This is a genomic window from Klebsiella terrigena, assembly GCF_006539725.1.
Taxonomy (GTDB): Bacteria; Pseudomonadota; Gammaproteobacteria; order Enterobacterales; family Enterobacteriaceae; genus Klebsiella; species Klebsiella terrigena.
In genome coordinates this window covers 313,439-333,549 of record NZ_BJNO01000002.1, presented here as the reverse complement: position 1 = coordinate 333,549, position 20,111 = coordinate 313,439, and the positions used below count along the sequence as shown (strand labels likewise).

General features: G+C 57.6%; 22 protein-coding genes. 12 read left to right on the top strand and 10 right to left on the bottom strand.

All coding sequences use genetic code 11. From position 1 onward, the window contains the following. Positions 1-65: 65 nt before the first annotated feature. Positions 66-1,214 carry a glycosyltransferase family 9 protein gene (locus RTE01_RS04400; protein WP_134528452.1) on the bottom strand — a complete coding sequence of 383 codons (1,149 nt, stop codon included), beginning with the start codon at positions 1,212-1,214 and terminating at the stop codon, positions 66-68. 263 nt (positions 1,215-1,477) lie between these two features. Here RTE01_RS04400 and RTE01_RS04395 point away from each other — a divergent pair, with 263 nt between their 5' ends. Together RTE01_RS04395 and RTE01_RS04390 are read left to right on the top strand one after the other, a co-directional pair. Then, positions 1,478-1,978 carry a YbaK/prolyl-tRNA synthetase associated domain-containing protein gene (locus RTE01_RS04395; protein ID WP_041145057.1) on the top strand — a complete coding sequence of 167 codons (501 nt, stop codon included), beginning with the start codon at positions 1,478-1,480 and terminating at the stop codon, positions 1,976-1,978. A gap of 126 nt (positions 1,979-2,104) precedes the next feature. Further along, entirely contained in the window at positions 2,105-2,551 is a 447-nt protein-coding gene (locus tag RTE01_RS04390; RefSeq protein WP_041145056.1) for a DUF441 domain-containing protein, read from the top strand. Here the strand turns inward: RTE01_RS04390 and RTE01_RS04385 are convergent. Next, positions 2,535-3,329, bottom strand: a complete 795-nt coding sequence (locus RTE01_RS04385; protein ID WP_166793773.1) for an AraC family transcriptional regulator — start codon at positions 3,327-3,329, stop codon at positions 2,535-2,537. The two genes, RTE01_RS04390 and RTE01_RS04385, sit on opposite strands and share 17 nt — an antisense overlap. Positions 3,330-3,426: 97 nt before the next feature. Here RTE01_RS04385 and RTE01_RS04380 point away from each other — a divergent pair, with 97 nt between their 5' ends. Then, positions 3,427-4,611, top strand: coding sequence for a CynX/NimT family MFS transporter (locus tag RTE01_RS04380; RefSeq protein WP_041145054.1), 1,185 nt, complete (start codon positions 3,427-3,429; stop codon positions 4,609-4,611). A gap of 62 nt (positions 4,612-4,673) precedes the next feature. On the opposite strand, the gene RTE01_RS04375 is transcribed toward RTE01_RS04380, so the two are convergent. Further along, entirely contained in the window at positions 4,674-5,366 is a 693-nt protein-coding gene (locus RTE01_RS04375; RefSeq protein WP_041145053.1) for a CTP synthase C-terminal region-related (seleno)protein, read from the bottom strand. 335 nt (positions 5,367-5,701) lie between these two features. Here RTE01_RS04375 and RTE01_RS04370 point away from each other — a divergent pair, with 335 nt between their 5' ends. Then, positions 5,702-6,142 carry a helix-turn-helix domain-containing protein gene (locus RTE01_RS04370; RefSeq protein WP_134525609.1) on the top strand — a complete coding sequence of 147 codons (441 nt, stop codon included), beginning with the start codon at positions 5,702-5,704 and terminating at the stop codon, positions 6,140-6,142. A gap of 93 nt (positions 6,143-6,235) precedes the next feature. Here RTE01_RS04370 and RTE01_RS04365 read toward each other — a convergent pair whose 3' ends face one another. Next, entirely contained in the window at positions 6,236-7,603 is a 1,368-nt protein-coding gene (locus RTE01_RS04365; protein ID WP_123551265.1) for an L-serine ammonia-lyase, read from the bottom strand. A 63-nt stretch (positions 7,604-7,666) separates the two neighbouring features. Next, positions 7,667-8,950 carry an HAAAP family serine/threonine permease gene (locus tag RTE01_RS04360; protein ID WP_041145050.1) on the bottom strand — a complete coding sequence of 428 codons (1,284 nt, stop codon included), beginning with the start codon at positions 8,948-8,950 and terminating at the stop codon, positions 7,667-7,669. A gap of 685 nt (positions 8,951-9,635) precedes the next feature. Between RTE01_RS04360 and RTE01_RS04355 the strand changes: the two genes are divergently transcribed. After that, entirely contained in the window at positions 9,636-10,112 is a 477-nt protein-coding gene (locus tag RTE01_RS04355; RefSeq protein ID WP_041147582.1) for a 2-thiouracil desulfurase family protein, read from the top strand. Further along, a complete protein-coding gene (locus RTE01_RS04350) occupies positions 10,099-10,464 on the top strand; it encodes a DUF488 domain-containing protein (RefSeq protein WP_134525607.1) in 366 nt (121 codons plus the stop codon). Before RTE01_RS04355 ends, RTE01_RS04350 begins: the two co-directional genes overlap by 14 nt. Here RTE01_RS04350 and RTE01_RS04345 read toward each other — a convergent pair. Beyond that, positions 10,454-10,705 carry a putative hemolysin gene (locus RTE01_RS04345; protein ID WP_041145048.1) on the bottom strand — a complete coding sequence of 84 codons (252 nt, stop codon included), beginning with the start codon at positions 10,703-10,705 and terminating at the stop codon, positions 10,454-10,456. The two genes, RTE01_RS04350 and RTE01_RS04345, sit on opposite strands and share 11 nt — an antisense overlap. Positions 10,706-11,004: 299 nt before the next feature. Between RTE01_RS04345 and RTE01_RS04340 the strand changes: the two genes are divergently transcribed. From RTE01_RS04340 to RTE01_RS04330, 3 genes are all read left to right on the top strand, one after another. After that, entirely contained in the window at positions 11,005-12,018 is a 1,014-nt protein-coding gene (locus tag RTE01_RS04340; RefSeq protein WP_134525605.1) for a GGDEF domain-containing protein, read from the top strand. Positions 12,019-12,075: 57 nt separating this feature from the next. Beyond that, positions 12,076-12,180, top strand: coding sequence for a YoaK family small membrane protein (locus RTE01_RS04335; protein ID WP_041145046.1), 105 nt, complete (start codon positions 12,076-12,078; stop codon positions 12,178-12,180). 202 nt (positions 12,181-12,382) lie between these two features. Next, positions 12,383-12,505, top strand: a complete 123-nt coding sequence (locus RTE01_RS04330) for a hypothetical protein (RefSeq protein WP_115193110.1) — start codon at positions 12,383-12,385, stop codon at positions 12,503-12,505. Between the two features lie 42 nt (positions 12,506-12,547). Here RTE01_RS04330 and RTE01_RS04325 read toward each other — a convergent pair whose 3' ends face one another. The 4 genes from RTE01_RS04325 to RTE01_RS04310 form a co-directional block, all read right to left on the bottom strand. Next, entirely contained in the window at positions 12,548-12,811 is a 264-nt protein-coding gene (locus RTE01_RS04325; RefSeq protein ID WP_041145045.1) for a DUF2534 family protein, read from the bottom strand. Positions 12,812-12,938: 127 nt separating this feature from the next. Then, a complete protein-coding gene (leuE, locus tag RTE01_RS04320) occupies positions 12,939-13,577 on the bottom strand; it encodes a leucine efflux protein LeuE (protein WP_041145044.1) in 639 nt (212 codons plus the stop codon). 91 nt (positions 13,578-13,668) lie between these two features. Continuing rightward, positions 13,669-14,583 (bottom strand): kdo(2)-lipid IV(A) palmitoleoyltransferase, encoded by a 915-nt coding sequence (lpxP, locus tag RTE01_RS04315; protein ID WP_123551251.1) that lies wholly within the window; start codon positions 14,581-14,583, stop codon positions 13,669-13,671. Between the two features lie 573 nt (positions 14,584-15,156). Next, entirely contained in the window at positions 15,157-15,939 is a 783-nt protein-coding gene (locus RTE01_RS04310) for a class I SAM-dependent methyltransferase (protein ID WP_134525604.1), read from the bottom strand. A gap of 265 nt (positions 15,940-16,204) precedes the next feature. Between RTE01_RS04310 and fecI the strand changes: the two genes are divergently transcribed. From fecI to fecA, 3 genes are all read left to right on the top strand, one after another. After that, positions 16,205-16,726 carry a ferric citrate uptake sigma factor FecI gene (gene fecI, locus RTE01_RS04305; RefSeq protein WP_134525602.1) on the top strand — a complete coding sequence of 174 codons (522 nt, stop codon included), beginning with the start codon at positions 16,205-16,207 and terminating at the stop codon, positions 16,724-16,726. Then, entirely contained in the window at positions 16,723-17,670 is a 948-nt protein-coding gene (gene fecR, locus RTE01_RS04300; RefSeq protein ID WP_115193114.1) for a ferric citrate uptake sigma factor regulator FecR, read from the top strand. The genes fecI and fecR overlap by 4 nt, the downstream gene beginning before the upstream one ends. Before the next feature lie 96 nt (positions 17,671-17,766). Then, positions 17,767-20,097, top strand: coding sequence for a TonB-dependent Fe(3+) dicitrate receptor FecA (gene fecA, locus RTE01_RS04295; protein WP_134525600.1), 2,331 nt, complete (start codon positions 17,767-17,769; stop codon positions 20,095-20,097). Positions 20,098-20,111: the final 14 nt, after the last annotated feature.

The following is a 20,111-nucleotide window of genomic DNA, read 5'->3' as shown; positions in this document are numbered from 1 at the left end:
CCGTGGCGGGCTTCGGATCCGGCGCCGTCTTTAGCGCGGGGCCGCAATCCGAATCGGTGCTGCGCCTAGCGGCTCTTCAGCACCTGGGGATCGATCTGCGCGACGATCAGGTCGGCAAGATCGTGCTGCTGGTGCACCTTGCCGCATTTAACGATGATCTGCCGGGCGTTGTCGTACCCCGGCGCCCACAGGCGGTTGTTCATCTGCACATCTTTGTAGACCGCAACCAGCGGTTTCTTCCACGCCGCCGCCATGTGCACGATCGACGTATCCGGCGAGATAACCAGGTCGGCTTCGGCAATCAGCGCCATCGCGTGGTGCAGGGTTTTAAACGGATTGACGCTCACCTTTTCCGCAAGCGGAATGCGAATTTCGTTGCGATGGTCGAGCAGAATAACGTTGACCCGAGGATACTCCGCCTGCAGCCTGGCGATCAGCGCCGACAGCTGCTCCTGCGACAGGCTGCGGTCCTGATGGCCGGCAAAAATGTTCACCACCGCTTTGGGCCCCTCAATAGCGGCCAGATGCTGGCGAACCTGCTGGTGGACATCCTGCGGAATATGCAGGTCGTAGGTCCCGAGATGTTTCTTATCCAGCTGCATATGCTCAGCAATAAAATCAAAGGTTTTGCTGACATGCCAGTTTTCACAATCAAATTTAAACGAGGTGGTGTAATGGTTAATAGATGGCCATTTATTAAAACCGAGTACGGCTTTTGCTTTTATTTGTCGAAGCAGCAGCATTCGGTGTACGGGCATATCAAACAAAGAGGGGTCAATAACGATATCGTACTTATTATTTGCCAGCTCATTAATAACGGACTGAGGAACGTTGTGGGTAAATTTCCGCAGAAAAGCGGCGGAGTCGACGTTATCAGCCTCATAGATATGGCGGATCCGCGGGTTATGGCGCATCACCTGGCTATTCGATTTGGTCAGCAGGAAATCCACGGTATAGCCCGATTCATGCAGGCATTTCACCAGCGCGGAATCGACGACCACGTCCCCAACGGCGCCTTCGTTGCGCATCAGCAGCACGGTTTTCGCCGAGCCGAAGTCGGCCTCACGACGGGTATGCTGGTCCCAAAACGCTTTTGCAATATAAACACGCATCAGGTTGCGGACTTTCTTAATAAAATAATTACGACGCCTGTTCAGTTCCCTTATTTTTTTGAACTTCCGGGGGGATACCTGCACCGCTGCGTTTTCCATCATCATAACCTCGTTACCACTATCAACAGCACCTCGTTAGTCTGATTAAGGACTAAAGAAAATGAGAAAAGTTCGCTTGATTAATAAATTCCTTTCGCTTTAAGCAGCGCAAGGATAGTAATACGTTTCACTATTCCAGCATATCGATACGCAGATAAAATGAGTGAAATATGGATTTAATGTGGAAGAATGCGGCGCTCGCCAACGGTTTTCATTCGCCACGGGGAGGATTAGACTGGCGGTTTTATCCCCGGAGAGAACCGCGCATGAACGCACCTGAAAAACCGAACACCCACCAACTGCTGCTGGCGCTGCTCGACGAGCGCCAGGCCCGCTACCGGCTGGTCGAGCATGAGGCGATGGGGAAATGCGAGGCCGTTTCTGAAATTCGCGGCACCGCGCTCGGACAAGGGGCGAAGGCGCTGGTTTGCAAGGTGAAAGGCCACGGCGTCAATCAGCACCTGCTGGCGATCCTCGCCGCCGACCAGCAGGCCGATCTCGCGCGCCTGGCGCTGCACGTTGGCGGCAGCAAAGCCTCGCTGGCCAGCCCCGCCGAAGTCGATGCGCTGACGGCCTGCGTTTTTGGCGCCATTCCCCCTTTCAGCTTCCATCCGGCGCTGCGCCTGGTGGCCGACCCGCTGCTGTTCGAGAACTTCAGCGAAATCGCCTTTAACGCCGGGCGGCTGGACCGCTCAATTATCCTCAATACGGCAGACTATCTGCGTATCGCCCGTCCCGAGCTGGTTGCCTTTCGCCGGGAAGCCTGAGGGTTCTCCATCTCTGCCGCGCCAGGCCATCAGCAGAAAGCGCGCCGGCATGATAAATAAGCCTGTTTATTCACGCTATTATGCGTAAAGTAGACGGGCTTATTATTTTGGCAAGGATCTCCTGACATGTTCGATACCACCCTGTTCGTTCTTCTGGGGCTGGCCGCGCTCGGCTTTATCAGCCACAACACCACCGTGGCAATCTCTATCCTGGTTTTGATTATCGTGCGCGTTACGCCGCTCAACGTCTTTTTCCCGTGGATTGAAAAACAGGGGCTGACGATCGGTATTATTATTTTAACCATCGGCGTGATGGCGCCTATCGCCAGCGGTACCCTGCCGCCCTCGACGCTGCTGCACTCGTTCGTGAACTGGAAGTCGCTGCTGGCTATCGCCGTCGGGGTGTTTGTCTCCTGGCTCGGCGGGCGCGGCATTTCGCTGATGGGCTCGCAGCCGCAGCTGGTCGCCGGACTGCTGGTGGGCACCGTCCTCGGCGTCGCGCTGTTCCGCGGGGTGCCCGTCGGCCCGCTGATCGCCGCGGGGATCATCTCGCTGTTTATCGGAAAGTCGTAGTCAGGCTGGCAAGATAGCGTCCGGGAGACTGGCCGAGGCCCTTTTTGAACATGGTGATAAAGGCGGTCGTCGAGTCATATCCCAGGCCGTGCGCGGTCTGCTGCACCGTTTGCCCGCGGATCAGCATCTGTAGCGCGAGGATCAGCTGCAGCTGATGGCGCCAGCGGCGAAAGCTGAGGCCGGTTTCGCGAACCACCAGCCGCGCCAGGTTGCGCTCGCTCATCGCGAACTCCGCCGCCCACTGTCCGAGGGTTTGCCACTGTGCCGGCGCTACCGCCATCAGCTCCGCCATCTGGCGGATTTTCGGGTGCGCGGAAACCGGCAGCTGCAGATGCTCCTCCGGCTGCTGCGGCAGCTCGTCAAACAGCACCTGCACCAGCCGTCGGGTGGCGGGAGCCTCGCTCTCGGTCGCGCTGCGCCCGGCAAGGGTCAGGATCAGCTCCCGCACCAGCGGAGAGATCTTCAGCGTGCAGCTGCGCTGCGGCATCGGAGCCGCTCCCGGCTCGATAAATAAAAAGCAGATCCGCGCCCCCGGCGTCGCGCGGTTGCTATGGGGCTGCTGGCCCGGTACCCACACCGCATACTGCGGCGGCACCATCCACATTCCGCTTTCCACCTCACAGGTCAGCGCGCCGTGCAGCGCGAGGATCAGCTGCCCCTTGCGGTGCTGGTGGCGCGGAATAAACTGCTCGTCCTCCACCACCCGAATATGGAACGCGAGAGCCGCCTCGTGCCCGCTGTCCGGGTCATAGCCGTCAAGATTTAATCCAATCATCAGATTGTCCGATATTAGCGATAATCTGTCATTTTAGCTTGATTTAAACATTCGGCAAACGCGCTATTGTAGCCTCCCTGTTTACTCGTTTGAGATAGCCATGAGTTCTGTTCTTCCTTCTGCCGGCCGCCGTAATCTGCTGCTGATTGCCGGTATTTTATTTATCGCCACCACGCTGCGCGTGACCTTTACCGGCGCCGCCCCGCTGCTCGATGCCATTCGCGCGGAGTACGGGCTGACCACCGCCCAAACCGGGCTGTTAACCACCCTGCCGCTGCTGGCCTTTGGCCTGGTTTCGCCGCTGGCGGCAGGCGTTGCCCGCCGCTTTGGTATCGAGCGCAGCCTGCTGATCGCGCTGGGGCTGATTTGCCTCGGCATCGGCCTGCGCTCGCTGCCTTCCGCGGCCATGCTGTTTGGCGGAACGGCCGTAATAGGCTGCGGGATTGCGTTAGGCAACGTGCTGCTGCCGGGCTTAATCAAGCGCGATTTTTCGCAGCACGTAGCTAAAATGACCGGCGCCTACTCGCTCACCATGGGGGCCGCCGCGGCGCTGGGCTCCGCCATGGTGGTCCCGCTGGCGCTGGCCGGCTTTGGCTGGCGCGGGGCGCTGTTGATGCTGATGGTCTTCCCGCTGCTGGCGCTGTTCATCTGGCTGCCGCAGTCGCGCAAAGAGGCCGCCGCCCCGCTGACCGCGTCAGGCGCCCTGCACAACCGCGGGATCTGGCGCTCGGCGCTGGCCTGGCAGGTGACGCTGTTCCTCGGCATTAACTCGCTGGTGTATTACGTGATAATCGGCTGGCTGCCGGCCATTTTGCAGAGCCTCGGCTATAGCGAAGCGCAGGCCGGCTCCCTGCACGGTCTGCTTCAGCTGGCCACCGCCGCGCCGGGTCTCGCGATCCCGCTGATTCTGCACCGCCTGAAAGACCAGCGCGGTATCGCGGTGCTGGTGGCGCTGATGTGCGCCGTCAGCTCGGCCGGGCTGTGGCTGGCGCCGGGGCAGGCGGTTCTCTGGACGCTGATCTTTGGTTTCGGTTCCGGGGCGACGATGATTCTGGGGCTGACCTTTATCGGCCTGCGCGCCAGCTCGGCGCACCAGGCGGCGGCCCTCTCCGGCATGGCGCAGGCCGTTGGCTATCTGCTGGCCGCCTGCGGGCCGCCGGTGATGGGGAAAATTCATGATGCCAACGGCGACTGGCATATTCCGCTCATCGCCGTAGCGCTGACCGCCGTGGTGATGGCCATATTCGGCGCCCTTGCCGGTCGCGCCAGGGAGATTAACGGCTAACGTTCTTTTTTACCTCCGCCACGGCCCCGGCGTTCCGGGATCGTGGCGGAGGTCAGAGCGCGCTATTGGCTGGCGGCGCGTAAAAAGGCGTGCACCAGCGGCGACGGACTTCCGGCCAGCGCGTTGCGCTCGTGCTGGAACAGGGTCGCGACAAAGAACGGATGCGTTACCAGCTCCACCGCCCGAATATCCCCCTCTTCGTCCCAGCCGGTCACCCGCAGGTCACCCTGCTCCAGCTCGCGGGCAAACTCCTCGGCAATGCCGTAGCTGCAGTGATAGCCCTCTTCGATGCTGTCGCGGCCGTAGGCGCGGGCAATCAGCGTATTCGCGCGCAGCTCAATCGCCGCCGTTTTCTCCACCAGCGAGCAGCTCAGCGGCACAATCACCATTCGCCCTTCGCTATCCGTTTCCGCATGCGCCGCATCCTGCCAGCCCAGGACGTTGCGCGCATACTCAACGATCGCGTGCTGAAAACCGCCGCAGGTGCCGAGGAACGGAATACTGTTTTCGCGCGCATAGCGGATCGCGATAAACGCGCCGGCGGCATTTTTATAGGGGCTGGCGGGAACCACCCAGATGGCGTCGTAGTCGGCGAGCGCTTCGGCATCGTGGATATCGCTGGTTGCCAGCCAGTCATAGCGCAGAGGCAGCTCCAGCACGGCAGCAGCATCGTCGATGGCCAGGGGAATCGCTTTGTGAGCGACAACGTCAGGGTTGTAGTCGCCAACCAGGGCAATACGCAGGGGAGTGTTCATAGCAGGGTCCTTATGTCAGAACGATTTTCGGGCAACACAAGGAGCCTCAGGTTAGCGATCTCCCTCACGGAACACAATCCTTATTTTTCGCCCGGCGGGCGATCCGCATTTGGCGTGAGAGGCGCTGCCCGCGCTGAAAATAAATTAAAAGTCCTCTCCGCTTTTTGACTATCTTATTCAATTCCCGCTATTTATTTACCCTGCTCTTTTTGTAGCTACTTTGTTAAATAAAAAAACAGTGTTATTACTCTCGCAAAAAAGGAATTATTCACTTTATTTATAAATTAGCCTGTTAAATAATTCGTAATGATTTATTAAGCAGTAGAGGCAGCAAGATGCGTTTCAGTACCATGTCCGATAGCGAAATTATCTCTGAACTGTGCCGCAGAATTAAAGAAACGCGTATGCAGCTCGGGCTCTCCCAAATTGAACTCGCCGAACGTGCGCAGGTCGGCGCAGCAACCATCAAACGCGTAGAATTAGGTGAATCTGTTACCCTGAGCACGCTAATCGGAATATTGCGCGGTCTGGATCGTTTGCATCAGCTGGAGTCCGTTTTATTCGATTCGCACATTCGTACTTTTAATGCGCAAATCAACGCCACCGCCCCTCCCCGTATCCGTATTCGCAAAAAAGCGCAGCCGCCAAAAGAGAAATGCGCCGTTGCCGAAAAGGCCAGCGACGCGAACGCCACCATTAACGAATGGTACACCTCGTCAGCATCTCACAGCGTTGTCTGGTCTTTTCCGCCGGCGGAAGCAGAGGAAAAAAACTAGCCTGGTGGGGGAAATCGCCCGCCGGCTGAGATAGCCGCGCGGGCAAAGAATGGCCGAAAAAACCGCCTGCGGCGCAGGCGGCGTGAGCAAACGTCAGGATTCGCAGACCGCGACTTTAATCGCCAGCCCGCCGCGGGCGGTTTCGCGATACTTGGCGTTCATGTCTTTGCCCGTCTCAAACATGGTATCGATGACCTTATCCAGCGAAACCTTCGGATCGCTGGTGCGGTGCATCGCCATGCTGGCGGAGTTGATCGCCTTCACCGCCGCAATCGCGTTGCGCTCGATACAGGGCACCTGAACCTGGCCAGCAACCGGGTCGCAGGTCAGCCCAAGGTTGTGCTCCATGCCGATTTCAGCGGCAATGCAAACCTTCTCCGGGCTGCCGCCCAGCAGCTCCGCCAGCCCGGCGGAAGCCATGGAACACGCCACGCCCACCTCCCCCTGGCAGCCAACTTCCGCGCCGGAAATGGAGGCGTTCATTTTGTACAATATGCCTACCGCGCCGGCGGTCAGGAAGTAGCGCATATAGATTTCCGGCGTCACCGTTTTGATAAAGCGGTCGTAATAGGCCAGCACCGCCGGCACGATACCGCAGGCGCCGTTGGTGGGCGCAGTGACCACCCGGCCGCCGGAGGCGTTCTCTTCCCCGACCGCCATCGCGAACATATTGACCCAGTCCATCGCGCTGAGCGGCGTTATGGACTGGCTCTGGGGAGCCAGCACGCGGTGCAGCGCGGAGGCGCGACGCGGCACCTTTAACGGCCCCGGCAGAAGGCCTTCGGTGCTCATGCCCCGATTAATGGCGTTTCTCATGGTCTCCCAGATTTTCGCCATATTTTGCTCAACGTTTTCTCTGCCGTGGCGGGCAACCTCATTTTTCATCATCACCGCAGAAATCGACAGGCAGTTATCGTGGCAGTGCGCCAGCAGGTTGCGCGCGGAGTAGAACGGGAACGGGATATCGACCTCCGCATCCTGGCTCTTGCCGAACTCCTCCTCGGTGACGATAAAGCCGCCGCCGATGGAGTAGTAGGTCTGGAAGTGGACGATTTTTCCGTCGCAAAGCGCGGTGATGCTCATACCGTTCTCATGCAGCGGTAAAAACTCATTATGAAAACGCATGCACTCCACCACCGGGAACTCAATTTCCCGCTGGCCCTCTTCAATACGCAGACGCTGTAGGGTATTAACATCACGGATAATCGTGGGAATGGCGTCGATATCAACGGTATCCGGCAAATAACCCGAGAGTCCAAGAATAATCGCAATATCGGTATGGTGGCCCTTACCGGTTAACGAAAGGGAGCCGTAGACGTCCACCACCAGGCGAGTCACTTTATGCAGCAGGCCCTTTTCCTGCAGGGTATCAACAAACTGTTTTCCCGCTTTCATCGGCCCGACGGTGTGTGAGCTGGAGGGCCCGATACTGATTTTAAAAATATCGAAAACGCTAATCATGTGGCACCCATAGGGTTACAAAGCAAAACGAATGCGCCTCCCGTGACGGGAGGCGCCGGGAGCTTAGCTGAACAGAGAGTAGAAGATGGCGGAGATGGCAATCAGCCCAATCACCACCACAAACGCGTTGCTGATGTGGCCGCTGTATTTACGCATGGCCGGGACTTTATTGATGGCGTACATCGGCATCAGGAACAGGATCATGGCGATAACCGGGCCGCCCAGGGTTTCGATCATCCCCAGAATGCTTGGGTTGAGGGTCGCCACTATCCAGGTAGTCACCAGCATGAACAGCGCGGTGATCTTGTTCAGTTTGGTAATTTCAATGGTTTTGCCTTTACCGCGCAGGGACTTGATAACCATACCGTTAAAGCCTTCACGCGCGCCGAGGTAGTGGCCGAGGAAGGATTTGGTAATCGCGATCATGGCGATAATCGGCGCCATCCAGGCAATCAGCGGCGCGTTAAAGTGGTTTGCCAGATAGGAGAGGATGGAGATGTTTTGCGCCTTCGCTTCCGCGAGGTTTGCCGGAGAGAGGCTTAGCACGCAGCTGAACACGAAGAACATCACCGTCAGCACCATCATGATGTGCGCATAGCTGAGGATGCGGGCGCATTTACGTTCGGCGTCCTGACCGTACTCTTCCCGTTTCGCTACCGCGAAGGAGGAGATAATCGGCGAGTGGTTGAAGGAAAACACCATCACCGGAATAGCCAGCCACAGCGTCATCCACAGACCGTTACCGGTGGCGGCAGCGCTGCTGAACGACAGGGTATCCAGTACCGCACCGTTCCACTGAGGAATCAAATAGAGCGCCAGGACCATCAGCGCCGCGACAAACGGGAATACCAGTACGCTCATGGCCTTAACAATCATTTTTTCGCCAAAACGCACAATGCCCATCATGCCCACAATTAAAATCAGCGATAAAATTGCGCGCGGCGGAGAGACCAGGCCGAGCTGATGGGTAATAAAGCTGTCGACGGTATTGGTGATCGCGACGCTATAAACCAGCAGAATCGGGTAAATCGCAAAGAAGTACAGCAGGGTAATCAGCTTGCCGGCACCGACACCAAAATGCTCCTCCACCACTTCGGTAATATCTTCGCCAGGATTTTTACCTGAGAGCACGAAACGGGTTAAACCACGGTGGGCAAAAAAGGTCATCGGAAAGGCGAGGATGGCCATGATGATCAGCGGAATCAGGCCGCCACCCCCGGCATTAATCGGCAGAAAAAGCACCCCGGCACCAATCGCCGTCCCGTACAGCCCCAGCATCCAGACGGTGTCACTTTTTCTCCAGCCGCTGCTTTCGCGAGCAACGAGGGTATTTTGAACGCTTTCCATAATATGGCCTCAATAATATAGAGAGGAGTCAGATTTAACTGACTCTGTTTCAGGTAATAAATTGCTGTGTTTGTTTTGCTATTTTATTAAATTAAGCCAAACTGATGTATATACGGCGATCACATAACCTGATTTATCGCGAGGACTTTTAAAGTATCAAAAATAGCACCTGAAATTTAATATATTTTTAAGGTATCATTTTTAATACGCTATTATAAATAAGAGATTTTCAGAAGGCGTAAAATAATATATTACAAGAGCGCTATAGCGGAGAAAAGTCCCATTTTTAAACAAAAAAAAACCCGCAGAGATACGGGCTGATTTAAAGCGCAAAATCCATTTGTAGCAATAACAACTCAATGTGTCCTGAGCTATTCTATGCGTCGCACAGAAAAATAACACTCCTGATTCCAGGGGGATTCCCCGCTTTGACAACAGGCCGCCCGCCGGCGGCGACGCCCTGACGACGCTTTGGTAGTCGGTGATGGCAGATGATAATATCGGTATCGCCACGCGCTGCCGTCAGCCTTCCGCGACTGCTGCGGAATCAATGAGGCAGTACGGTGAATTTTTTATACCGGAGAGACCGATGCAAAAACCACTTCCCATTACGGCCGATGACGGGACGACCCGTTTGCTTTCGCCCCGCCCCGGCGGCGGTAAGCTACTGGTGAGCGCCTGCCTGATGGGGTTCCAGGTACGCTATAACGGCAGCGACAAGGCGCAGCTGGCCGAGACTCTGGCGCGCTGGCAGCGCGAAAACCGGCTGGTTATCCACTGCCCCGAGCTGGCCGCCGGGCTACCGGTGCCGAGACTGCCGGCGGAAATTGTCGACTCTCAGGGCGCGGAGGTGATGCAAAATCGCGGGCGCATCGTGGAAAGCGACGGCCACGACGTCACCGCGCACTATCAGCTGGCCGCCTGGCTGGCGCTGAAGGCCGCCCGGGAGGAGGGCTGCGAGGCGGCGCTGCTCACCGACGGCAGCCCGACCTGCGGCAGCCAGTTTATCTACGACGGCTCCTTTAGCGGGCAGCGCAAACCCGGCTCCGGCGTGGCGGCCGCCCTGCTGCGCGAACAGGGTATTACGGTTTTTTCCGACGGGCAGATCCCGCAGCTGCTTGCCTGGATGCAACGGATGGAGAATAGCGATGATTCAATGTAAACGCGTCTACGATCCGGCCGACGCCGGCGACGGCTATCGCGTGCTGGTCGACAGGCTTTGGCCTCGGGGGATTAAAAAAGAGGCGCTGCGCTACGATGAGTGGTGCAAAACCCTGACCCCGTCCTCGGAGCTGCGCAAGGCCCTGCACGGCGAAGCTATCGACTTCGCCAGCTTCCGCGAGCAGTATTGCCGGGAGCTGGAAAGCCATCGTGACGAGGGGCTACGCCTGGCCACGCTGGCTCACCGGCAGCCGCTAACGCTGATCTACGCCGCAAAAGATACCCGGCAAAACCACGCGCTGGTGCTGGCCGAGTGGCTGGAAAACCTGCCGGTCGGCGAGGTTACGCCTTAGCAGGATGATCCCGGCGCCACAGCTCCCATTCATCGAGGGTTTCACCGCCGGGCAGCCTGCAGTCGCTACGCACGCCCTGCGGCGTCTGTACCGGTATCAGCTTACCGCCCTTCTCGCCGCAGTAGACCGAGGCCGGGTTCGCCATGCCGATTGACTTCGGCGGCGGCGGTGCATCCGGCGGCGTTGTCGGCTTCGCACATCCGGCCAGCGCCAGCGGCAGTAGTATTGTCATCCACTTCATTTTGACTCCTTCTATTGACCAGCGCCGCGATGAGGGCCCTGATTCTTCACGATTTCTCCATTTTAACTACACTTTTGCGCCGTAGAGTAGCCCTTGTTCTCGAATTGACCAGAGAACAGATCATTCCATAATCAATGAGTTTTTCCCCGTCGCCCCCGACGGGGCTTTTTTTCCCACTGCGACCGCAGGTATTCCCGCCGCTAATGTGTTAAATTTGTTGTATCTATGTTTACTTTTCGCTGTTAGCCGTTTCAGCCTTTTACCGGCGATAGCGCTCGGCGATCGGGAGCCGTACATTCATGTCAGATTTTATTCTTGCTCGCGTCTCGCAAACGCTCGCCAACGAACATTCGCTGGAGCTGTTGGTGCGACAACTGCTTGAGATGCTGGAACTTGTGACCCGAATGGAGTCGACCTATCTGACCCGAATTGATCTTAGCGCCCAGCGCCAGCTGGTTATGTATGCGCATAACAGTAGCGAAATGACGATCCCGGAGGGCTTTTCCGTCCCGTGGAACGAGTCGCTGTGCAAGCGCGCTATCGATGATAACTGCCTGTTCAGCAACGACGTCGCCAGCCGCTGGCGCTCGTGCATTGCCGCCCAGGAGCTCGGTATCACTACCTTTTTCAGTATCCCCGTGCGCCTGACCGACGGCTCGCTGTACGGCACGCTCTGTGCGACCAGCCGCCAGAGACAGCCCTACAACCTGGAAGGCGAGCAGGTGATGGGCCTGTTCGCCAACCTCATCTCGCACTACGTTGAGAAAGAGACGCTGGTCGAGCAGCTGCGCGCCGCCAACTCGGCGCTGGAGCTGCACTCCTACACCGACGAATTAACCGGCTTACCCAACCGTCGCGCGCTGTTCAAGCACCTCTCGACGATGTTCCCGCGCGCGCGGGAACTGCAGCGCAATATCTTGCTGATCTTCATCGATCTCGACGACTTTAAGGCGATCAACGATCGGTTCGGCCACCCGTGCGGCGATAACTTCCTTGTCCAGGTCGGCGAGCGTTTAAACGCCCGCGTGCGCCAGGGGGATCTGGTGGGTCGCCTCGGCGGTGACGAGTTCTTGATTATCGGCGCGGGCCTCGAAGCCGAAGAACAGCAGGCGTTTATCGCCGCTCTGCGCAAGGAGCTCGGCGGGATTTACTTCCTCGCAGAGCACCGGATTAGCTACCCTGGCGCCAGCTTTGGGGTGATCGACGTGGATCCACAAACGATGGATATGGAGAGCGCGCTGCGGGCCGCTGACGATGCGATGTATCAGGATAAAAAGTCGCGCCGCAAAGAGACCTTCCTGGATATTGACTAACCCGGCGGGATTTCCAGTATGATAGCGGACATCACTTGCAGGCTCAGGGACAACACAATGAAATTGGGTATTCTTTTCCCGGTAGTAATTTTTATTATCGCCGTCATTTTTCTTGGCTGGTTTTTTGTTGGCGGATACGCGGCACCGGGCGGTGCTTCGTGAAAAAAAGCACCATTTTGATGCTTGTTATCGCCGTTATTGCGCTGGCCGGCGTGCAGTTTGGCTGGTGGTAACCGCCCTTTACCGCCGCGCCTGAATTGCAGAGTTGTCTTATCCACTCAATAACTTAACGCGATACACTCACTTCACCAGCCGAACCCGTCGCCAGTCGCGGGCGGACGGCGGACTAACGGAGAAGTGAGAAATGAAAAAACCGATCGTGTTGTCGTTGATGCTCGCGCTATGCACGCTGTTATCGGGATGCATTGTTGATGATGGCTATCATCACAGACACCACCACCATCATTACGACGGCAGAGGCTGGTGAAAAAAGGCGGATCAAGGCGAACATGGGTTCGCCTTGTTTCATTTAGTCCTGGCGGTCAGAACCTAAGAAGACGAAGCCCAGCGGAATAGAAAAAAGCAGCGTAAATACGATGCTGTAGACCGTCACCATCGCCCCTTGCAGGAAGAACATCGAGGTTGTCCATTCGGAGTACGGCATATTGTACTCGCTCACCACGCCGCCAAACGTCGCGCGTCCAACCACGGCAAGCGCGATGGCAAACACCACCGCTATCGACAAGAAAAATTTCTTACTGTTTTTATTGCTGATGAGTTTATGCAGAATCATCCGGGTTCCCTTTTATCTGACCGATAATCGGCTGTATATGTAACACCAATGCAATTAAAATTGAAGGGCTTTTGTTACAATCCAGAGATTATCGCTGCGGGCCGGCACCACGCCACCGGCCGGACGGCTACGACTGCAGCGTCGCCAGGCGCGCGGCAAAGCCGACAAAGACCAGGCCTATCAGGCTGTTGCCAATTTTGGCGAGCTTCTTCTTCGTTTTAACGTAGCGCGTCACGAAAGAGCCGGAAACAATTAAGAAGCTCATGTACATGAAGCTAATCACTTCCAGGGTCAGCGCCAGAATAAAGAAGGCCAGGCCCGGCGTCTTCGCGCTGACGTCGATAAACTGGACGAAGAAGGAGACGTAAAACAGGATAGCTTTAGGGTTGGTGAGGCTGAGGGTCAGCGAACGCTTGAGGATCGCACTCGCCGGCTCGGCGTCGGTATCGCTATGCCCTTCCCGCTGCGTCAGCACCGCGTAGAGCATTTTGCCACCCAGCCACAGCAGATAGATGGCCCCGAGATAGCGCACGATATTGAACAGTACCGGCGTCGTCTTGATCAGCGTCGCGACGCCGGCAAAGGCCAGCAGCATCAGCACCGCGTCGCCGATAAACACGCCAGCCGCCGCCAGATAGCCTTTCCTGATGCCGTGCGCGATGCCGGTTTTGAGGACAAAAAAGGTATTTGGGCCGGGCACCAGGATGATAAAAATAGCCCCGACCAGGTAGGTCAAATAGTTCAAAACACCAAACTCAGCGAACACACTGCACTCCTTCGCGTTCAACAAGAAATATGATCGCGCTCACGTTAACGCAACTAACGTGATTTTGAAAGAGCTTACTCTGCCTGGTGGCTTAGTACAGAGAGGCTTCGCCCAGCGGACGCGTTTTGAAGCGTCGGTGAACCCACAGATATTGTTCAGGCGCGCGCAGGATCTCTCTTTCGATAACCCTGTTGATGTAGGTGGCCGCTTCCTGCTTATCTTCAACAGGATAATCGTCCAGCGTGTCGCCGATATATAAGGTGTAGCCTTTGCCGTTCGCTTTACGCACCATGCTGATGGTCAGCATTTTGGCACCCGAGAGGCGCGACAGAACGTAGGTGCCGTTGGTCGTTGCGGCCTGGGGCACGGAGAAGAACGGGGCAAAGACGCTGCCTTTGGGGCCGTAATCCTGATCGGGCGCAAACCACACCGCCTCACCGGCTTTCAGGGCGTGCACCAGGCCGGATAAATTGCGGCGATCGATCATCGCTTTGTTCGAACGCAGGCGTCCGCGGGTTTGCACCCACTCCATCAGCGGGCTGTTGTGCGGGCGGTAGGTTGCCATCATCGGTCGGCAGATGCCCATCGTACGGCCGCCGAGCTCAAGAGAGATAAAGTGCACGCCGACCGCCATGACGCCTTTACCCGCGCTCATCGCCTTTTCGAGATTGTCGAGACCTTCGACATCAAACCATTTCCTGACGCGCTCGTCGCTCCAGAACCACGCCATGCCGGTTTCAATTAACCCCATTCCCAGCGACATAAAGTTCTGCTCGATCAGCTTTTCTCTCGCTTCAGCAGACATCTCGGGGAAACAGAGCTCAAGGTTTCTTCTGGCAATCTGCTCCCGGCGCTTAAGGAAGCGTCGCGACAGCTTACCGGCGCGGGTGCCGATGCGGTGAAGGAGCGGATAGGGTAATTGCACGAGCGACCAAAGAATGGCCAGGCCAAACCAGGTTCCCCAATTGCGGGGATGCAAAAGACTCTTATCAAAAGCGGAAGGCATCATTTTTCCTGTAAACATCCTAAATGAGGTAACGCTTAAGGAAAAAACGATTCCCTTCATCAGTCGTTAGGCGGTACATATAGCAAGTACGACAATAGTAATCTGCCTAAATTCACTCGGGCAAGTAAAAATGAACGCTGAGGATAAAAAAACATAATGCCAGCACACTTGTTACAAAATGTAAATTAAAAATCAATAATTAATTAAGAATATTCATCTGTAAAATCATTTTCATGCTATTCATTTATACAAGCGCCAAACTTGCGCCTGCTGAAACGCCCTTTTCCGCCGCCGTTGCCGACATCGCCGTCGATCGGCAAAAGCCCGACGATCCGGCGCGGTCCGTGCCTTCAGCCGCCCTCAGGCGCGGCTTAATAATGACGCAGAACGAGGCGGCGCGGAATCAACCGTGGCATCGCCGGCGACAGCGGGAAGAATAAGGCCTTGCGCGCATATTCGGCCAAAAATTTACCGCCGGCGGGGAAGCGAAAAATAAGACTCAGCTTATTTTATCTTCCTGACAAATAATGACAGATATAGAGAGTTGTTTTTATTTCGAACGTTTATTGTGCATTATTTTTGTACAGTACGGCCTTTAGCCGAACAGCAGGCAATAAAATTAAGCTGCCGCCGCTGATGCCGAAAAAAGCGCATCATCGCCAGAAAGCGCGGACGATTCTCCCGCTTAAGCAGGCCATTACAGATGATCCTCAGGGCCTGGCGCAAACCTTCGTCTTTTATCAACCCCCGCGCCGACATCAGCGACATCGGTCCCGCGTGGCAGCGCACGGAGTCAAACCCCGCCTCTTCGAAGAGAGACTGCCAGCGCGCCTGGCTCATCGGGCTGACGTGAGATTTGACCACTCCCTGCAGCGCCATGCGATCTCCCTCCCCCAGCGCCTGCCGGGTGTACATAATGTCGTGGGTCAGCAGGCGGCCGCCGGGCTTGAGCACGCGATAATATTCCGCCACCAGCTTTGCTTTGGCTTTATCGGCATACATGGTCAGCATCGCCTCATTAATCACCGCGTCAAAGGTGGCGTCGGGAAACGGCAGGCTCGTGGCGTTAGCCTCCATCACCAGAACCTTATTATCCACGCCCTCAAGAACGGTATTTTGCCGGGCCTTCGCCAGCGCGTCTTTATCCATATCGATGGCGTACACCCGACAGCCAAATCGTTTCGCCAGCTCTATTGAGGTGGTCCCCATATTGCAGGCCACCTCCAGTACCGTACTGTCCGAGGACAAATCGGCCTGGCGGAACAGCCATTCCGTCGCCTCTACGCCACCGGGCCGCAGCCGGGTTTTCCCCAGGCTGGCTAAAAATGTGTGTCCGGCCTTTTCACTCGCATTCATCTGCAGAACCTCACGCTCCATAAGATGCATTATAAATACAGTATTATTTTTGGTGAGGGAATATTGATAATGACTTTTATTTGCATTTGACCAGTGAGAAGCCGCCGCCGGGCGCCAGGAGGAGATAAAATCAATTGTAATGGGTAACAATTACTTAAGGTGATAATCCGGCCTGGAGGCGCGCTTAGCGCTGCGTTTTAATTGTAATGAGAACCATTCTCATATTAACATATGCGCCATCGTTCCATTTTTCCTGAATCCGGCCATGTCCTCACTCTCCGCCACCGCCGCACCGCTGACGCTTGCTTCGCTGTATCACGCCCATCACGGCTGGCTGAAAAATTGGCTGACCGGCAGGCTGCAATCCTCTTTCGACGCCGATGACGTCGCCCAGGACACCTTTATGCGGGTGATGGGCGGTGAACCCTTAACAACCATCCGCGATCCGAAATCCTTTCTGTGCACCATCGCGAAGCGGGTAATGATCGACCTGTTTCGCCGCAATGCGCTGGAGCGCGCCTGGCTGGAGATGATCGCCCAGCTTCCGGAGGCGCTGGCGCCCTCCGCCGAGCTGCAGCAAATTCAGCTGGAGACGCTGCAGCAGATCGACGCGATGCTGGATGGCCTGAGCCAGAAGGCGCGGGAGGCGTTTTTGCTCTCGCAGCTGGAAGGCCTGACCTACGCCGAGATCGCCGTACGCCTGACGGTCTCCGTCAGCTCGGTGAAAAAATATGTTGCCAAAGCGACCGAGCACTGCCTGATTTTTCGCCTGGAGAACGGTCTGTGAGCCCAAAGCTTACCGACTCCCGTCGCCAGGCCCTGCGCTCGGCCTCCCACTGGTATGCCCTACTCAGCGACGGCCGCCCCAGTCCGCAGCAGGAAGCCCGCTGGCAACAGTGGTACGAGCAGGACCACGATCACCAGTGGGCCTGGCAGCAGGTCGAAAACCTGCGTCAGCAGATGGGCCATCTTCCGGGCGCGCTCGCCAGCCGGGCGCTCAACGATGGTCGGGCCGCACGCCGTCAGGTGCTGAAAGGATTGATGCTGCTGGCCATCGCCGGCGGAAGCTGGCGGCTGTGGGACAGCGAGCTGGCGGAGGGACTTCGTGCCGACTACCGCACCGCCAAGGGGATGACGCGTCGCCAGCCGCTGGCGGACGGCTCGATTCTGACCCTCAACACCGACAGCGCCGCCGACGTCTATTTCGACGCGCGCCAGCGCCTGGTGCGCCTGCGCTACGGCGAAATTGCCATCCGCACCGCCCGCGACGAGAGCCAGCGGCCGTTTCTCGTGCAGACCCGCGACGGGAACCTCACCGCGCTGGGCACCGAGTTTACCGTGCGCCAGTTTGCCGATGAAACCCGCCTGGCGGTGCAGCAGCACGCCGTTGAGGTGCGCTTAGCGCACGGCCAGATTCAGCGGGTCGAGGCCGGAGAAAGCCTGCGCTTCAGCGCCGGGGCCTTCTCGCCAATACGGACGCTGAGCGCCGGGGAAGATAGCTGGACCCAGGGCGTGCTCAGCTTTCGCGACCGTCCGCTGGGCGAGGTTATCGCCACGCTCTCCCGCTATCGTCCCGGCATTCTGCGCTGCGACCCCCGCGTTGCCGATTTACGCCTCAGCGGCGCCTTTCCGCTGAGCGATACCGGGCAGATTTTGCAGATTATTACGCAAACGCTGCCGGTAAAACTGCAGTTTGCCACCCGCTACTGGGTCACCGTCGTACCCGCCTGAGAAAAAAATACAAAAAATTCTCATTCTCCATTGTCCCTTTTCCCCTGCTCGTTCGACTTAACAGGTGAAAACAACCAAAACAATCGTGGAGAACAGATGACGCCTTTACGCGTTCTACGCAAACCAATGCCTCTGGTGATGGCAATCCGCTTAAGCCTGCTGCCGCTGATAGCGCTCGCCGCCGCGCCGGCCTTTGCCGCCGCGCAGTTTGATATTGCCGCCGGAGATTTAGATACCGCGCTCAATCAGTACGCCGCCCGCAGCGGCATCACCCTCGCAGCCGATGCCAGCCTGACCCGGGGCAAGCACAGCGACGGCCTGCACGGCAGCTACGACGTTGAGGATGGCCTGCAGACGCTGCTCGACGGCAGCGGCCTGCGGCTCAAAGCGCTGGGCAATAACGCCTGGACGCTGGAACCCGCCCCCGTTGACAACGAAGCGACGCTGACGGTTGTCGGCGACTGGCTCGGCGACGCGCGCGAAAACGACGTGTTTGAGCACGCCGGCGCCCGCGACGTTATTCGCCGCGCGGAGTTTGCCAAAACTGGCGCCACCACCATGCGCGAGGTGCTGAACCGCATTCCGGGAGTCAACGCCCCGGAGAATACCGGGACCGGTAGTCACGACCTGGCGATGAACTTTGGCATCCGCGGCCTCAACCCTCGGCTGGCCAGCCGCTCGACGGTGCTGATGGACGGCATCCCGGTGCCCTTCGCCCCCTACGGCCAGCCCCAGCTGTCGCTGGCGCCGGTATCGCTGGGCAATATGGATGCCGTGGACGTTGTTCGCGGCGCGGGCGCCGTGCGCTACGGACCGCAGAACGTGGGCGGCGTCGTTAACTTCGTCACCCGCGCTATTCCGCAGGATTTTGGCATTGCGGGCGGCGTCGAGGGCCAGCTGAGCCCAACCTCCTCGCAGAACAACCCCAAAGAGACCCACAACCTGATGATTGGCGGCACGGCGGATAACGGCTTTGGCTCCGCGCTGCTCTATTCCGGCACCCGCGGCAGCGACTGGCGCGAGCATAGCGCTACCCGCATTGACGACGTGATGCTAAAAAGTAAATATGCGCCCAACGAGGTGCATACCTTTAACAGCCTGCTGCAATATTATGACGGCGAGGCCGACATGCCCGGCGGGCTCTCCCGCGCCGATTATGATGCCGACCGCTGGCAGTCTACCCGCCCGTACGACCGCTTCTGGGGACGCCGCCAGCTCGCCAGCCTCGGCTATCAGTTTCAGCCGGACGCCATGCACAAGTTCAATATTCAGGGCTTCTACACCCATACGCTGCGCAGCAGCTACCTTGAGCAGGGCAAGCGCATTACGCTCTCGCCGCGCGAATACTGGGTGCGCGGAATTGAGCCGCGCTACAGCCAGAGCTTTACGCTCGGCGCTACCGCGCACGAAGTGGGCGTCGGCTATCGCTACGTGAACGAATCCACCCATGAGATGCGCTACTACACCACCACCGCCAGCGGCGAGCTGCCGAGCACCGCCAGCCCTTACGATCGCGATACCCGTTCCGGTACCGAAGCGCACGCCTGGTATATCGACGACCGGGTGGATATCGGCAACTGGACGATCACCCCGGGCATGCGCTTCGAACATATTGAGTCTTATCAGGACAATAACCTGAAGGGTAGCCGCGAGCAGGTCAGCTACAACGCCCCTCTGCCGGCGCTCAACGTGCTTTATCATCTCACCGACAGTTGGAATCTTTATGCTAATACCGAAGGATCGTTCGGCACCGTACAGTACAGCCAAATTGGCAAGGCTGTGGAGAGCGGCAACGTGGAGCCGGAAAAGGCCCGCACCTGGGAAATCGGCAGCCGCTACGACAACGGCGCGCTGAGCGCGGAAATGGGCCTGTTCCTGATTAACTTCAATAATCAGTATGACTCCAACCAGACCAACGATACCGTCACCACCCGCGGCAAAACCCGCCACAGCGGGCTGGAGACCCAGGCACGCTACGACCTCGGCGATCTCTCGCCGCGCTTCGACAACCTGTCGGTCTACGCCAGCTACGCGTACGTTAATGCTGAAATCCGCGAAAAAGGCGACACCTACGGTAATCAGGTCCCCTTCTCGCCGAAGCATAAAGGCACCCTCGGCGTCGACTATAAGCCGGGCAGTTGGACCTTCAACCTCAATAGCGATTTCCAGTCCAGCCAGTTTGCCGACAACGCCAACACCGTCGAAGAGAGCGCCGACGGCAGCACCGGCCGCATCCCGGGCTTTATGCTGTGGGGCGCGCGCGTCGCCTACGACTTTGGTCCGCAGATGGCCGACCTCAACCTCGCGGTCGGGGTGAAGAATATCTTCGACCACGAGTACTACACCCGCTCGTACGACGACAACAACAAAGGCATTTACGCCGGTCAGCCGCGCACCCTGTACCTGCAGGGATCGCTGAAATTCTGACACTGTCCGTTCGC